Source organism: Serratia sp. CY84636 (assembly GCF_052166245.1).
GTDB lineage: Bacteria > Pseudomonadota > Gammaproteobacteria > Enterobacterales > Enterobacteriaceae > Serratia > Serratia nevei.
The window spans coordinates 246,222-261,156 of sequence record NZ_JBJNOX010000007.1; the positions used below are offsets into that span (position 1 = coordinate 246,222).

At 59.8% G+C, this 14,935-nt stretch carries 14 protein-coding genes; 3 read left to right on the top strand and 11 right to left on the bottom strand.

Annotated elements, in window-relative coordinates; genetic code table 11:
• Positions 1-46: 46 nt before the first annotated feature.
• Entirely contained in the window at positions 47-1,099 is a 1,053-nt protein-coding gene (locus ACJ8QI_RS20080; protein ID WP_038876022.1) for a hypothetical protein, read from the top strand.
• Positions 1,100-1,134: 35 nt separating this feature from the next.
• Here ACJ8QI_RS20080 and ACJ8QI_RS20085 read toward each other — a convergent pair whose 3' ends face one another.
• On the bottom strand, positions 1,135-2,472 hold the full coding sequence (locus tag ACJ8QI_RS20085; RefSeq protein ID WP_028128066.1) for an NCS2 family permease: 1,338 nt from the start codon (positions 2,470-2,472) through the stop codon (positions 1,135-1,137).
• Between the two features lie 235 nt (positions 2,473-2,707).
• Between ACJ8QI_RS20085 and ACJ8QI_RS20090 the strand changes: the two genes are divergently transcribed.
• Together ACJ8QI_RS20090 and yieH are read left to right on the top strand one after the other, a co-directional pair.
• A complete protein-coding gene (locus ACJ8QI_RS20090) occupies positions 2,708-3,112 on the top strand; it encodes an NUDIX hydrolase (protein WP_442532981.1) in 405 nt (134 codons plus the stop codon).
• A gap of 46 nt (positions 3,113-3,158) precedes the next feature.
• Complete coding sequence (yieH, locus tag ACJ8QI_RS20095) at positions 3,159-3,827, top strand: 6-phosphogluconate phosphatase (protein WP_060424370.1); 669 nt, start codon at positions 3,159-3,161, stop codon at positions 3,825-3,827.
• Here yieH and ACJ8QI_RS20100 read toward each other — a convergent pair.
• The 10 genes from ACJ8QI_RS20100 to glmU all read right to left on the bottom strand — a co-directional run bounded on the left by ACJ8QI_RS20100 (position 3,824) and on the right by glmU (position 14,612).
• Complete coding sequence (locus tag ACJ8QI_RS20100) at positions 3,824-4,564, bottom strand: amino acid ABC transporter permease (protein WP_049200565.1); 741 nt, start codon at positions 4,562-4,564, stop codon at positions 3,824-3,826. The genes yieH and ACJ8QI_RS20100 overlap by 4 nt on opposite strands.
• A 1-nt stretch (position 4,565) precedes the next feature.
• Positions 4,566-5,279 carry an amino acid ABC transporter permease gene (locus ACJ8QI_RS20105; protein WP_025304748.1) on the bottom strand — a complete coding sequence of 238 codons (714 nt, stop codon included), beginning with the start codon at positions 5,277-5,279 and terminating at the stop codon, positions 4,566-4,568.
• An 81-nt stretch (positions 5,280-5,360) separates the two neighbouring features.
• Entirely contained in the window at positions 5,361-6,200 is an 840-nt protein-coding gene (locus tag ACJ8QI_RS20110) for an ABC transporter substrate-binding protein (RefSeq protein ID WP_019455482.1), read from the bottom strand.
• Between the two features lie 168 nt (positions 6,201-6,368).
• Entirely contained in the window at positions 6,369-7,103 is a 735-nt protein-coding gene (gene phoU, locus ACJ8QI_RS20115) for a phosphate signaling complex protein PhoU (RefSeq protein WP_016929613.1), read from the bottom strand.
• 11 nt (positions 7,104-7,114) lie between these two features.
• On the bottom strand, positions 7,115-7,885 hold the full coding sequence (pstB, locus tag ACJ8QI_RS20120; RefSeq protein ID WP_016929614.1) for a phosphate ABC transporter ATP-binding protein PstB: 771 nt from the start codon (positions 7,883-7,885) through the stop codon (positions 7,115-7,117).
• A gap of 54 nt (positions 7,886-7,939) precedes the next feature.
• Positions 7,940-8,830, bottom strand: a complete 891-nt coding sequence (pstA, locus tag ACJ8QI_RS20125) for a phosphate ABC transporter permease PstA (RefSeq protein WP_004933824.1) — start codon at positions 8,828-8,830, stop codon at positions 7,940-7,942.
• A 1-nt stretch (position 8,831) separates the two neighbouring features.
• Positions 8,832-9,788: a phosphate ABC transporter permease PstC gene (gene pstC / locus ACJ8QI_RS20130; protein ID WP_004933822.1), complete on the bottom strand. Its 957-nt coding sequence runs from the start codon at positions 9,786-9,788 to the stop codon at positions 8,832-8,834.
• Positions 9,789-9,879: 91 nt separating this feature from the next.
• Positions 9,880-10,920 carry a phosphate ABC transporter substrate-binding protein PstS gene (gene pstS, locus ACJ8QI_RS20135; RefSeq protein ID WP_442532982.1) on the bottom strand — a complete coding sequence of 347 codons (1,041 nt, stop codon included), beginning with the start codon at positions 10,918-10,920 and terminating at the stop codon, positions 9,880-9,882.
• A gap of 336 nt (positions 10,921-11,256) precedes the next feature.
• On the bottom strand, positions 11,257-13,086 hold the full coding sequence (gene glmS, locus ACJ8QI_RS20140) for a glutamine--fructose-6-phosphate transaminase (isomerizing) (RefSeq protein ID WP_049200563.1): 1,830 nt from the start codon (positions 13,084-13,086) through the stop codon (positions 11,257-11,259).
• Positions 13,087-13,238: 152 nt separating this feature from the next.
• Complete coding sequence (gene glmU / locus ACJ8QI_RS20145; protein ID WP_060441268.1) at positions 13,239-14,612, bottom strand: bifunctional UDP-N-acetylglucosamine diphosphorylase/glucosamine-1-phosphate N-acetyltransferase GlmU; 1,374 nt, start codon at positions 14,610-14,612, stop codon at positions 13,239-13,241.
• Positions 14,613-14,935: the final 323 nt, after the last annotated feature.

Here is a 14,935-nt window from a genome sequence, read left to right on the forward strand (position 1 = left end):
AGGACATGAAGTCCGTCAATTCATTGAAAATTAAAGCCATAGCATCATGTATTTTTTCATTTTAGCGTTATTTTTTGTTTCCATCACCAGTCCCGCTTTCGCCGCAGACATGCGTTATCCCGCCGGTGAAGAGCCGCTGGAGCTGCCGGCACACAGCGCGCTCAACGCCCAGCTGTCGCGATCCGCGCAAAACCAGGAAGACAAAAAGCTGGGCGCCATGTCGCTGTACCTGACGCTGATGCGCGAAGACGGCCGCAACGTCTGGGCGCCCTACCAGTTGGCGGTATCGTCGGCGGAGAAAGGCCAAACCGAGCTGGCGGAGCGCTACCTACAGCTGAGCGCCGACCGCGGCCTGTGGTACTACTACAACCTGCTGGAGGACGACGCCTTCAACAGCATCCAGCACTCCGCCACCTACCAATCGATCCTGGCCGCCACCAAAGCGCGCTATCTGCAGCACGCCCGTCACTATGAAGGCAAGGCCAGCTACGCGATGCCGGACGGCGAAGCGCCGCCTGAAGGCTGGCCAACGGTGATCTTCCTGCATACCTACGGCAAAGCCGCCGCCATCAGCCCCGAAGAACGGCTGCTGTTCGGCGAAATGGGCGTGGCGTACATCGAGATCAACGGCACGCAGATGCTGTCGGAAAACAGCTTCCGCTGGTCGAATTACAGCGACGAGAGCACCCACACCGCCATTCAGCGTACGCTGCAACAGCTGGCTCCGCAGCTAAAGCTGAATACCCAACGGATTTACCTCAGCGCCCGCGGCCAGGGCGCACTGCACGCCGCCAACCTGATCGCGAAGTACCCGCAGTTTTACGCCGGCGCGCTCCTGATCGCCCCCAACGGGGAGATCAAGCCGGCCCAGCAGTCGCTGGCGGCGCAAAAGAAAATCGTGATGGCGTATTACGATCGGCAGAACTTCAGCGAGCAGGCGCTGGCATTGCACTTCGCCAATCTGTTCGGGGAGGATAATCAGGTGCAGACGCTGCACTTCGCCCAGGGAGAGGATGCCGCCGGCAGTTGGCAGGCGCGCTTCAGGCGGCCGTTGCAGTGGGTGTTGGATCGGGCGCCGGATGCGACGCCGGGCGTCTAGGGGTTCAGGGCCGGCAGGCGCCGGCCCTTTAGCGATCAATGGCCGTCGACGAAGACGATCTTCAGCACGAACAGCAGCGCCACCACCACCACACACGGGCTGATTTCACGCCAGCGGCCGGTGCCGAGCTTCATCACGCAGTAGGAGATAAAGCCGAGCGCGATACCTTCGGTGATCGAGAAGCTGAACGGCATCATCACCGCGGTAACAAACGCCGGTACCGCTTCGGTCAGATCGTCCCACTTCACCCGCGCCAGGCTGGAGGTCATCAGTACGCCGACGTAGATCAGCGCGCCGGCGGCGGCGTAAGCCGGCACCATGCCCGCCAGCGGCGACAGGAAGATCACCAGCAGGAACAGCAGGCCGGTGACCACCGCCGTCAAACCGGTGCGGCCGCCGACGGCGACGCCGGAAGAGCTTTCGATGTAAGCGGTCACGGAAGAGGTGCCCGCCAGCGAACCGGCCACCGAGCTGATGCTGTCGACGTACAGCGCCTGCTTCATGCGCGGGAACTTGCCCTGGCTATCGGTCAGGCCGGCTTTATCGGTAACGCCGATCAGGGTGCCCGAAGAGTCGAACAGGTTCACCAGCATAAACGAGAAAATAACCCCGGCCAGCCCGATGTTCAGCGCACCGGCCACGTCGACCTGGCCCACCACTGAGGTGATGCTCGGCGGCAGGGAGAACAGGCCGCCGTATTTCACGTCGCCCAGCATCCAGCCGATAAGGGTGGTGACCACGATCGACACCAGCACCGCCGCGTGGAAGTTACGCGAAGAGAGCACGGCGATGATGAAGAAGCCGAGCGCGCCCAGCAGCACGTTGTGCGAGGTCAGGCTGCCGATGGTCACCAGCGTGTCCGGGTTGGCCACCACGATGCCGGCGTTTTTCAGCCCCATCATGCCGATGAACAGACCGATGCCACTGGTGATGCCGACCCGCAGGCTGACCGGAATGTTGGCGATCATCCAGTAGCGGATGCGGAAAATGGTCAGCAGCAGCAGGCCGACCGCTCCCCAGAAGATGGCGCCCATGCCCACCTGCCAGGAGATGCCCATCGCCCCGACCACCACGAAGGCGAAGAAGGCGTTCAGGCCCATCGCCGGCGCCAGCGCCACCGGCAGGTTCGCCAGCAGGCCCATAAAGATGCTGCCGAAGGCGGCGATCAAACAGGTAGTGACAAATACCGCCTGGGTATCCATGCCCGCCGCGCCCAAAATTTGAGGGTTAACGAACACGATATACACCATGGTGAGGAAGGTGGTGATACCGGCAATCGTTTCCGTACGCGCCGTCGTGCCATGTTGCTTGAGTTTAAACACGCGCCCAAGCAAGCCTTGCTCAGCGTCAAGGCCAGATACTGGTTTGGTCATTATCAGAATTCCGAAAATGGGAATGGACAGTCGCCGGCTATCCTATAACAAAAAGTGGGGCTTTTGACGCCGGTCACAGGTTTTTTTCGCCGTCTTTACGGCTAAACGCGTCAACGGCTTGTATTTACAGGCTTTCATCCCCCGTTCCCGCCCGCTGCGTTGCCGTTTGCCGGCACGGCCGATAAAATGGCCTATCGCATCTCTTACCCTACCCGCTAAAAAAACAGGAATCCGCATGTCTTCGACCTTTATCGATAAGCTCGCGTTAATTACGCTGAAAGATGACAAAGTGGCGCTGGTGCGTTCACACAATAAGACGCTGTTTTATGTCCCAGGCGGAAAACGCGAAGCGGGTGAAACCGACGAACAGGCGCTGTGCCGCGAAATCGACGAAGAGCTGACCGTTGCGCTGCTGCCGAGCTCCATCGCGTTTTACGGCGATTTCACCGGCCCGGCGGACGGCAAGCAGGACGGCACCCAGGTGCGCATTCGCTGCTATCAGGCCGACTTTACCGGGCAGCTGCAGCCGGCCGCCGAAATCGCCGAACTCAGGTGGTGCGACAGCCGCGATTTACCGCACTGCTCACACGTCGCCGCGCTGATTTTGCACGATCTTAAGGCGCGTAACCTGATCAAGTGATCGCTGAGCGGCCTCAGCGGCGTTAACCCGAAGGAACCTGTCCCGCATGAATCAGATTGACTGCATTTTGTTCGACTGCGACGGCACGCTGGTGGACAGCGAAGTGCTGTGCAGCAAAGCCTATGTGCACATGTTCGCCCGCTACGGCATTCACCTGTCGCTGGAAGAGGTGTTCAAGAAATACAAAGGGGTGAAGCTGTACGAGATCATCGATCGGGTCAACGCCGAGCAGGGCACTAACCTGGCAAAAGAGGCGCTGGAACCGCTGTATCGGCAGGAGGTGGCGCGGCTGTTCGACAGCGAATTACAGCAGATTGCCGGCGCCCGCGAGCTGCTGGCGCAGGTGACGGTGCCTGTCTGCACCGTCTCCAACGGGCCGGTCAGCAAGATGCAGCACTCGCTCGGCCTGACCGGCATGCTGCCTTATTTTGATGACCGGTTGTTCAGCGGCTATGACATTCAGCGCTGGAAGCCGGATCCGGCGATCGTGTTTCACGCCGCCGAACGGATGCAGGTGCCGGTGGCGCGCTGCATCCTGGTGGACGACTCGCCCGCCGGCGCCCAGGCCGGCATCAACGCCGGCATCCCGGTCTTTTACTTCTGCGCCGATCCGCATAACCCGCCGATCGACCACCCGCTGGTGACGACGTTCGACGACCTGGCCCAGCTGCCCGCGCTGTGGCGCGAACGCGGCTGGCGGCTCACGGCCGATTAACTGGCCGGCAACGGCGGCTTGTTGCGCCACCAGCGCCAGGACCGTTTCAGCGCGCGGGTTTGCGCGCCGAAGCGGCGGTTAACCGCGTTGGCCAGCAGATCGAGCGCCAGGCAGAACACGAAATAGACCAGCGCCACGAACAGGAACACTTCCATCGGGTAGACCATGCTGCGGTTGTTGACCTGGGTCGCCAGGAAGGTCAGTTCACCAACGCCGACGATATAAGCCAGCGAGGTGTCTTTGATCAGGGAGATCCACTGGTTAATGAACGACGGCACCATCATGCGCAGCGCCTGCGGCAGCACGATCATGCGCAGCGTCTGCCAACGGGTCAGCCCCAGAGAAAGCCCGGCCTGCCACTGGCCGGGGCCGATCGCGGCGATGCCGGCCTTCACCGCATGGGCCAAATAGGCCGAAGCGATCAGCGCCAGCGCGCACACCACGGTAGTGATTTCCGGGATCTCGACGCCAAACACCATCGGCAGCAGGAAATAGGTCCAGAAGATCAGCATGATGACCGGAATGGCGCGGAAAAAGCCCAGCACCGCCGCCAGCAATCCGGCAGCGACGCCGCGTGACATCGCCAGCGCCACGCCGAATAACGTGCCGAGCACCGCCGAAGCCACGCCGGCCATCAGGCTGATCGCCAACGTCAGCGCCGCGCCGCCCAGCGGCCCGTCCGGCCAGGTGCCCCACAGCAGGTAGCCCAGGTTATCGTGAATTACGCTGAAATCCATCTCAATGCCCTCCCAGCGGTTTACGCTGTTGGCGCCACATGCCCCAGCCTTCCAGCAGCGCGATGATGGCGATATACAGCACCGTCGCCACGCCGAACGCCTGGAAGGTGCGCAACGTTTCGGTTTCGACCTGACGCGAGGCGTAAGAGAGTTCGGCAACGCCGATCGCCATGGTCAACGACGAGTTCTTGATCACGTTCATGTATTGCCCGAGCAGCGGCGGCAGCGCGATTTTCAGCGCCTGCGGCAGCACCACGTAGCGCATCGCCTGCCAGCCGGTCAGCCCCAGCGCCTGGGCGGCATATTTCTGCCCGCCGGCGACGCCGCGAATACCGGAACGGATCTCTTCGGCGATAAAGGCGGTGGAGTAGAGCGTCAGGCCGAAGAAACCGGCGAGAAACTCGAACGACGGCCACTCCAGCGGGCCGACCTGATGCGAGCTGTTCAGCCACTGCATGGCGGCGGACGGCAGGATCTGCCCGGCGGCGAAGTACCAGAAGAACAGCTGCACCAGCAGCGGCGTATTGCGAAACAGCGAGCTGTACCCCATTGCCAGCCAGCGCAACGGCCGCAGGCTGCTGTCGCGCATCGCAGCCAGCACAAAGCCCAGCAGCGTGGCCGCCAGGCCCGCGCAGGCGGAAAGCCACAGCGTCAGCAAAAAGCCGTGCCACAGCCAACTCAGGTATTGCGGCGCCAGCAGCCAGTCCAGGTTCATGTTCAATCCTTGTCTTGCAGAATGCATCAGGGGCGCAGCAAGCTGCGCCCCTCCGTGCCGATCTCACCGCGAGCGATTAAATCAGGCTTTCGGTTGCTGATCCAAAGGCGCGATTTTGAAATCACCGCGCGGTTGGGCGGATTGGGTTTCCGGCCCGAACCAGCGATCGTAAATCTTAACCGCTTCGCCGTCTTTTTCCAGTTTGATCAACGTCTCGTTCACCGCGGCGGTCAGGCGATCTTCGCCCTTGGGAATGCCGACGCCCTGGTACTCTTTGGTCAGGCTGAACGGTGAAATTTCAAACTCCGCCTTCTGCGCCGCCGGCAGGTTGCCGAGCAGGCCGACCAGCTTGGCGTCGTCCTGAGTGATCGCCTGCACGTTGCCGTTGCGCAGCGCCACAAACGCCAGCGGGGTGTCATCGTAAGAGATCACTTTCGCCGTCGGGAAACGTTCGCGCAGGGTGATTTCCTGCACCGTGCCCTTGTCCGCTCCAATGCGCAGCTTCTTGATGTCTTCCGGGGTTTTCAGCACGCCTTTGCGGGCGATGAATTTCTGGCCGGTAGCGAAATATGGCACGCTGAAGTTCACTTCCTTGGCGCGCTCGTCGGTAATGGTGAAGTTGGCGGCGATCAGGTCAACCTTCTTCGACACCAGCAACGGAATGCGGTTGGCCGGGTTGGTGGCGCGCAGCTCCACTTTCACGCCCAGCGCTTTACCGATCGCATCGGCGACGTCCACATCGTAGCCCACCAGCTTCTTGCTCTGCGGGTCGATGTAGCCGAACGGCGGGTTGCTATCGAACACCGCGATACGCACCACGCCGGCTTGCTTGATATCGTCAAGTTTGTCCGCGTGCGCGGCGCCGGCGGCGAGGCCGGTCAGACTGGCTAACAACGTTAAGGCCAAAGCGCGATGTTTCATAGAAAGCTCCTAAGTGGTTGATGTCCTGCTGGCGGATAAGCTAGCAAGCGCCACATAGGTCAGGAAATAATATAAAAAGCTATATTTATAACCTTTTTATCTTTACGCGCTTAAGATGGAATAAAGGCGCGGGAAACCGCGCCTTTGAAGGATATTACCCGGAAAGGGTTAGTCGGCCTTTTCGTCTTTACCGCCCGGAGAGAGTAGCTTTTCCAGGGCATCACCACCCAAATGACGGAAGTCCTGCCCTTTGACGAAATAGAAGATAAATTCGCAGATGTTCTGGCAGCGGTCGCCGATGCGCTCGATAGAACGGGCGCAGAACAGCGCGGTCAGCACGCTCGGGATGGTGCGTGAGTCTTCCATCATGTAGGTCATCAGCTGACGCACGATGCCTTCATACTCCTGGTCGACCTTTTTATCTTCACGGTAGATACGGATCGCCTCGTCCAGATCCATGCGCGCAAACGCGTCCAGCACGTCGTGCAGCATCTGCACGGTGTGGCGCCCCAGCGATTCCAGACTGACCAGCAGCGGCTGGTGCTGGTGCGAGAACTTTTCCAGCGCGGTGCGGCAGATTTTGTCCGCCACGTCGCCAATGCGTTCCAGCTCGGAAATGGTTTTGATGATCGCCATCACCAGGCGCAGATCGCTGGCGGTCGGCTGACGCTTGGCGATGATGCGCACGCAGGCTTCGTCGATCGCCACTTCCATCATGTTGACCTTGGCGTCGCCTTCGATCACGCGCTTGGCCAGCTCGCCATCCTGATTGTGCATCGCGGTGATGGCGTCGGTCAGCTGCTGCTCCACCAGCCCGCCCATGGTCAGCACCTGGGTGCGGATATGCTCAAGCTCTGCGTTGAACTGGCCGGAAATGTGTTTATTTAAATTCAGGTTATCCATGATGCTTCCTATCAACCATAACGGCCAGTGATGTAGTCTTCAGTCTGCTTTTTCTGCGGCGCAGTGAACAGGTTATCAGTATCACTGAACTCGATCAGCTCGCCCAGATACATAAATGCGGTAGAGTCGGAGCAACGCGCCGCCTGCTGCATGTTGTGCGTCACGATCACCACGGTGTAGTCGGCCTTCAGCTCGCTGATCAGCTCTTCAATCTTGCCGGTGGAGATCGGATCCAGCGCCGAGCAAGGCTCATCCAGCAACAGCACTTCCGGACGAATGGCGATGCCGCGGGCGATGCACAGACGCTGCTGCTGGCCACCGGAGAGGCTGTAGCCGCTCTGGTGCAGCTTGTCCTTGGTTTCGTTCCACAGCGCCGCCTTGGTCAGCGCCCACTGCACGCGCTCGTCCATATCGGCGCGCGACAGCTTTTCAAACAGGCGAACGCCGAAGGCGATGTTGTCGTAAATCGACATCGGGAACGGCGTCGGCTTCTGGAACACCATGCCGACCTTGGCGCGCAGCAGCGCGATATCCGAGTTGTCGGTGAGGATGTTCTGGCCGTCCAGCAGGATGCCGCCTTCCGCACGCTGTTCCGGGTACAGCTGATACATCTTGTTGAAGGTGCGCAGCAGGGTGGATTTGCCGCAGCCGGACGGGCCGATAAACGCGGTGACCTTGTTCTTGGCGATATCCAGCGTGATGTTCTTCAGCGCATGGAATTTGCCGTAGTAGAAGTTCAGATCGCGTACCTGAATTTTGCTGCTGGAAGCGTCAGTAACCATACTCATCAAGACTTCTCTCTTTTCATCAGCGCCGCCAAAGCGGCGCTCAAAATTTTATGAATGCTTTTTCTTGGCGAAAATCACGCGCGCCAGGATATTCAGTAACAGTACGCACAGGGTGATCAACAGCACCCCGGCCCAGGCCAGCTGTTGCCATTCGGCGAACGGGCTCATGGCGAATTTGAAGATGGTCACCGGCAGGTTGGCGATCGGCTGCATCAGGTCGGTGCTCCAGAACTGGTTCGACAGCGAGGTGAACAGCAGCGGTGCGGTTTCCCCCGCGATGCGCGCAATCGCCAGCAGCACGCCGGTGATGATGCCGGACACCGACGCCTTCAGCGTGATGGCAGAAATCATGCGCCATTTCGGTGTACCCAGGGCATACGCGGCCTCGCGCAGCGTATCCGGTACCAGCTTCAGCATGTTTTCGGTGGTGCGAATGACGATCGGCACCTGCAGCAGCGCCAGCGCCACGATGCCGGCCCAGCCGGAGAAGTGTTCCATCTTCGCCACCACGATGGTGTAAACGAACAGGCCCACCACGATCGACGGTGCGGACAGCAGGATATCGTTGATAAAGCGGATCACTTCCGCCAGCCAGGATTTACGGCCGTATTCCGCCAGGTAGATGCCGGCCATGATGCCCAGCGGCGTACCGAAGAGGGTCGCCCACAGGATCAACAGGCCGCTGCCGGCGATGGCGTTGGCCAAGCCGCCGCCCGCGGTATTCGGCGGCGGGGTCATTTCGGTGAACAGCGCCAGCGACATACCGTCGAAGCCTTTGGTGACGGTGGCGATCAGGATCCAGATCAACCAGAACAGCCCGAACGCCATGGTCGCCATCGACAGGAACAGCGCGAGGCGGTTTTTCTGCCGGCGCCAGGCCTGCATTTTGCGGCGGCTTTCCGCCAGAACGACTGCGTTTTGCATATCCATCGTCGCCATGTTAACGCCCCTCATTCTTGGCCAGACGCATGATCATCAGTTTCGACAGCGCCAGCACGATAAAGGTGATAACAAACAGAATCAGACCCAGCTCCATCAACGCGGCGGTGTGCACGCCGGACTCGGCTTCGGCGAATTCGTTGGCCAGCGCCGAGGTGATACTGTTGCCCGGCATGTACAGCGAAGCGCTGTCGAGCTGGTAGGTGTTACCGATGATAAAGGTCACCGCCATGGTTTCCCCCAGCGCGCGGCCCAGGCCCAACATCACGCCGCCGATGACGCCGTTTTTGGTGAACGGCAGCACGATGCGCCAGATGACTTCCCAGGTGGTGCAACCGATGCCGTAGGCCGACTCTTTCATCATCACCGGCGTCTGTTCGAACACGTCGCGCATGACCGCGGCGATGTAAGGAATGATCATGATCGCCAGGATCACCCCGGCGGCCAGAATGCCGATGCCGAAGGCCGGGCCGGAGAACAGCTCGCCGACGATCGGAATGCCCGACAGCACTTCGCCCACCGGCGTCTGGAAGTATTCGGCGAACAGCGGGGCGAACACGAACAGGCCCCACATGCCGTAGACGATGCTCGGGATGGCCGCCAGCAGCTCAATGGCGATGCCCAGCGGCCGCTTCAACCAGTTCGGCGCCAGTTCGGTCAGGAACAACGCGATGCCGAAGCTCACCGGCACGGCTATGATCAGCGCGATAAGCGAGGTGACCACGGTACCGTAGATCGGCACCAGCGCGCCGAACTGCTCCGCCGGCGCGTCCCACTCTTTGGTCCACAGGAAAGCGAAGCCGAATTTCTGCATGCTTGGCCAGGAGGCGAAGATCAGCGAAACGATAATGCCGCCCAGCAACAATAGGGTAATCAGCGCAGCCAGTCTCACCAGCGCGCTGAAAATGATGTCACCGTTTTTGCCCGGTGCTTTGATGGTCGGCTTGTACTCAGCCATAGATTACTCTCTGTTTGAACCCTGGCAGCCCCAACCGGGATCGGAGCCTGAAGAACTGTGTGGGGCGCGGCGAGCCCGCGCCCCTGCGTTGTTAGTACAGCGCTTTACCTGAACTGTCTTTTACGTTGGTTTTCCAGGCCGCGCGCACCTGCTCAACCACTTCTTTCGGCAGGGTGGCGTAATCCAGCTCGTTAGCCTGTTTGCCGCCGGTTTTGTAAGCCCAGTCGAAGAACTTCAACACTTCGGCGCCCTGAGCAGGGTTTTTCTGCTCTTTGTGCACCAGGATGAAGGTGGTGGAGGTGATTGGCCACACGTTGTCGCCTTTCTGGTCTGTCAGATCCTGAGCGAAGGTCTTGCTCCAATCCACGCCTTTGGCCGCGTTGCTGAAGCTCTCTTCAGTCGGGCTGACCGGTTTGCCGTCGGCGGAAACCAGCTTGGTGTAAGCCAGGTTGTTCTGCTTGGCGTAAGCGTATTCTACGTAGCCGATAGAGCCTGGCAGACGCTGAACGAAGGCGGCGATGCCGTCGTTGCCTTTGCCGCCCAGACCGGTCGGCCAGTTAACGGTAGAACCGGCGCCAATCTTTTCTTTCCACTGCGCGTTGGCCTTGGACAGGTAGCTGGTGAACACGAACGAGGTGCCGGAACCATCGGCGCGGCGCACCACGGCGATGTTCTGGTCAGGCAGTTTCACGCCTGGGTTCAGCTTGGTGATAGCCGGGTCGTTCCATTTTTTGACGTTGCCCAGGTAGATATCGCCCAGGGTTTTACCGTCCAGAGTCAGTTCGCCGGATTTAATGCCCGGGATATTCACGGCCAGCACCACGCCGCCAATCACGGTCGGGAACTGGAACAGGCCGTCGACCGCCAGCTTGTCGTCAGACAGCGGGGCGTCGGAGGCGCCAAAGTCAACGGTGTTGGCCACGATTTGCTTCACGCCGCCAGAGGAGCCGATGCCCTGATAGTTAACTTTGTTGCCGGTTTCTTTCTGATAAGAATCTGCCCACTTGGCGTAAACCGGAGCGGGGAATGTCGCACCTGCACCGGTCAGGCTGGCAGCAGCGAACGCGGACACGGCGGTCAGGGAGAAGGTCGCTGCCACAATACTGGCGACGGTGGTACGCATCAGTTTCATAATCCCTCCTAATGGGATATTTAAAATCGACTTCGAGTCGTTTTAATCAGAGTAAGTATTGCTGCAGGAGGGAAAATAGGACAGTTTGGTGACAGAAAAATGTACGCAATATGACAGTTATATTACAGTGCATTTGAGGGGTGGTGATTTATATAAAAATCAACTTGTTAAATCAAAAACAGCGCAATAGCCAAGCAATAAAAAAACCGTTTGGCCACGCCCTATCCGCTTGAATATGACAACGTTTATCCCTGAATCGGCGCCGCTGTCATCTTTCGCGTTACTCATGAAAAAAGCCGGCACTAAGGCCGGCTTTTGCAGTTTACCTGCGGCAGATTACTCTACGGTGACAGACTTCGCCAGGTTGCGCGGCTGGTCAACGTCGGTGCCTTTGATCAGCGCCACGTGGTAAGACAGCAGCTGCAACGGCACGGTGTAGAAGATCGGCGCCACGATTTCCTCGACGTGCGGCAGAGGAATGATGGTCATGCCTTCGCTGCTGACGAAGCCGGCGTCCTGATCGGCGAACACGTACAGCTGGCCGCCGCGCGCGCGCACTTCTTCAATGTTGGACTTCAGCTTTTCCAGCAGTTCGTTGTTCGGTGCCACCACAATCACCGGCATATCGGCGTCGATCAGCGCCAGCGGGCCGTGTTTCAGCTCGCCTGCCGCATAAGCTTCGGCATGAATATAGGAGATCTCTTTCAGCTTCAGCGCCCCTTCCATGGCGATCGGATACTGATCGCCGCGGCCGAGGAACAACGCATGGTGCTTGTCGGAGAAGCCTTCCGCCAGCGCTTCGATCTCTTTATCCATCGACAGCATCTGCTCGATGCGCGCCGGCAGCGCCTGCAGGCCGTGCACGATCTCCTGCTCCACGCTTTCCGCCATGCCTTTCAAGCGGCCCAGGCGCGCCACCAGCATCAACAGCACGGTGAGCTGCGTGGTGAAGGCTTTGGTCGAGGCTACGCCGATTTCCGTGCCGGCCTTGGTCATCAATGCCAGATCGGATTCGCGCACCAGCGAAGAGCCTGCAACGTTACAAACGGCCAGCGAACCGAGATAACCCAGCTCTTTGGACAGGCGCAGCGCCGCCAGGGTGTCGGCGGTTTCGCCGGACTGCGACAGGGTGATGATCAGGCTGCCCGGGCGCACCGCCGATTTGCGGTAACGGAACTCGGAGGCGATCTCGACGTCGCACGGCACGCCGGCCAGCGCTTCGAACCAGTAACGCGCCACCATCCCGGAGTGGTAAGAAGTGCCACAGGCGATGATCTGCACGTGCTGCACCTTGGCCAACAGCTCATCGGCGCGCGGGCCCAGCTCGCTCAGGTTGATTTGGCCATGGCTGAAACGCCCTTCCAGGGTGTTTTTCAGCGCCAGCGGCTGTTCGTAGATCTCTTTTTGCATGTAGTGACGGTAAGCGCCCTTGTCGCCGGCGTCATACTGCACCTGGGATTCGATCTCAGGGCGCTCGATGGCGTTGCCCTGCTTGTCGAAGATGTTGACGGTGCGGCGCGTCACTTCCACCACGTCGCCTTCTTCCAGGAAGATGAAGCGGCGGGTGACCGGCAGCAGCGCCAGCTGGTCGGAAGCGATGAAGTTTTCCCCGACGCCGCGGCCGATAACCAGCGGGCTGCCGGAGCGCGCCGCGACCAATACGCTCGGATCGCGGCTGTCCATCACCACGGTGCCGTAGGCGCCGCGCAGCTGTGGGATCACGCGCTGAACCACTTCCAGCAGCGTACCGCCCTGCAGTTGTTCCCAGTGCACCAGGTGCGCAATCACTTCGGTGTCGGTTTCGGAGCTGAAGCGATAACCGCGTTCGATCAGCAGTTCGCGCAGCGGTTCGTGGTTTTCGATGATGCCGTTATGCACCACGGTAATGTAGTCGGAAACATGCGGGTGCGCGTTCGCCTCGGTCGGTTCACCGTGCGTTGCCCAACGGGTGTGAGCGATGCCGGTACCGCCGTGCAGATCGGTCTGCTCCGCCGCTTCGGCCAGTTTTTGCACCTTGCCTACGCGGCGCAGGCGGCTGACGTTGCCTTTTTCGTCGACCACTGCCAGACCGGCGGAGTCATAACCGCGGTACTCGAGACGGCGTAAACCTTCCAACAGGATTTCTGCGATATCACGTTGCGCTACTGCGCCTACAATTCCACACATCAGTTATATTCCTAATGAACGCCCTTCATGGGCGCTTTCGATGCCTTGACCTGATTTTTGCCGGTTTTTACCGTGCGTCCCCCGAGCCTGTAGATGGTGGGGGTTATTATGTTTTGTATTGGGCTCGTGAACGGAGCCCAACGCAAAACACACTATGACTTCTTCTTCACCGGACGTTGCCAGCCCTGAATGTGCACCTGCTTGACGCGGCTCAGCACCAGTTCGTTCTCGGCGATATCGCGCGTCACCGTGGTGCCGGCGGCGATGGTGGAGCCTTTGCCGACCGACACCGGCGCCACCAGCTGAGTATCGGAACCGACGAACACGCCGTCGCCGATCACCGTCTTGTGCTTGTTGGCACCATCGTAGTTGCAGGTGATGGTGCCGGCGCCGATATTCACGTCATCGCCGATTTCGGCATCGCCCAGGTAGCTGAGGTGGCCGGCCTTGGAGCCTTTACCCAGACGCGCCTTTTTCATTTCCACAAAGTTGCCGACGTGAGCCCCTGCCGCCAGCTCCGCGCCTGGGCGCAGGCGGGCGAACGGCCCCACGGTGCAGTCGGCTTCCAGCACGCTGTCCTCCAGCACGCTGTAAGGGCTGATCTCGCAGTCATCGCCAATCACGCAGTTTTTCAGCACGCAGCCGGCGCCGATTTTCACCCGGTCGCCCAGCTTGACGTGACCTTCGATAATCACATTCGCATCAATAGTGATGTCGCGGCCGTGAACAAGTTCCCCGCGCAGATCGAAACGCGCCGGATCCAGCAACATCACGCCGGCTAACAGCAGCTTTTCAGACTGTTCCGACTGGAAGACGCGCTCCAGGGTCGCCAGCTGCAGGCGGTTGTTCACGCCTTCCACTTCACTCAGGCGCAACGGGTGCACGGTTTCGATTTTCTTGCCGTCGGCATGGGCCAACGCAATGATATCGGTGATGTAGAACTCACCCTGTGCGTTGTCGTTATTCAACATCCCCAGCCAGCGCTTCAGATCGCGCCCGTTCGCCACCAGGATGCCGGTATTGATCTCGTTAATCTGGCGCTGCGCCTCGCTGGCATCCTTGTGTTCGACGATGCCCACCACGTTGCCCTGCTCGCGCACGATGCGGCCGTAACCGCTCGGATCGTCCAGCTTGACCGTCAGCAGCCCGATACCGCCCTGCGGCTTGGCCGCCAGCAGGCGTTGCAGCGTATCTACGGAGATCAACGGCACGTCACCGTACAGCATCAGCACGTCTTCATCGTCGGCAAAGTGCGGCGCGGCCTGCTGCATCGCATGGCCGGTACCCAGTTGCTCGGCCTGCAGCACCCAGTTCAGCGCGCCGTCAGTCAACGTACTCTTCAACAGATCGCCGCCGTGGCCGTATACCAGGTGGACATGTTGCGCGCCCAGTTTCATCGCGGCATCAATGACGTGTTGCACCATCGGCTTGCCGGCCAACGGATGTAAGACCTTGGGAAGATCGGAATACATGCGTGTTCCCTTGCCCGCGGCGAGGATAACCACGCTCATTGCGCTGTTCGACATAAGCAACCTGATAACTCCATTTTGATAGACGAAAGTAAAACCGTTTAGCGACGATATTACTACATATTTCTCTGCACGAACCCGGTGCAGACCGCGTGGGCCTTGGCGTGCCGCTATCGCGGCCAATTCGGCGTCGGGACGAAAAAACTGTCGGCGATCGGCGACGTTTATTTCCCGATATCAGGGGTTATACACCACACTGTCCGCCGGGCTGCAATGCTTATTTTAAAGTAAAAAAAAAGCGACCCTATAGGCCGCTTTCTTAAAGTTGGGTGCCAGGCACCCAAACATTACATCGCTTTTCTGGTGAGCTCGATAACGCG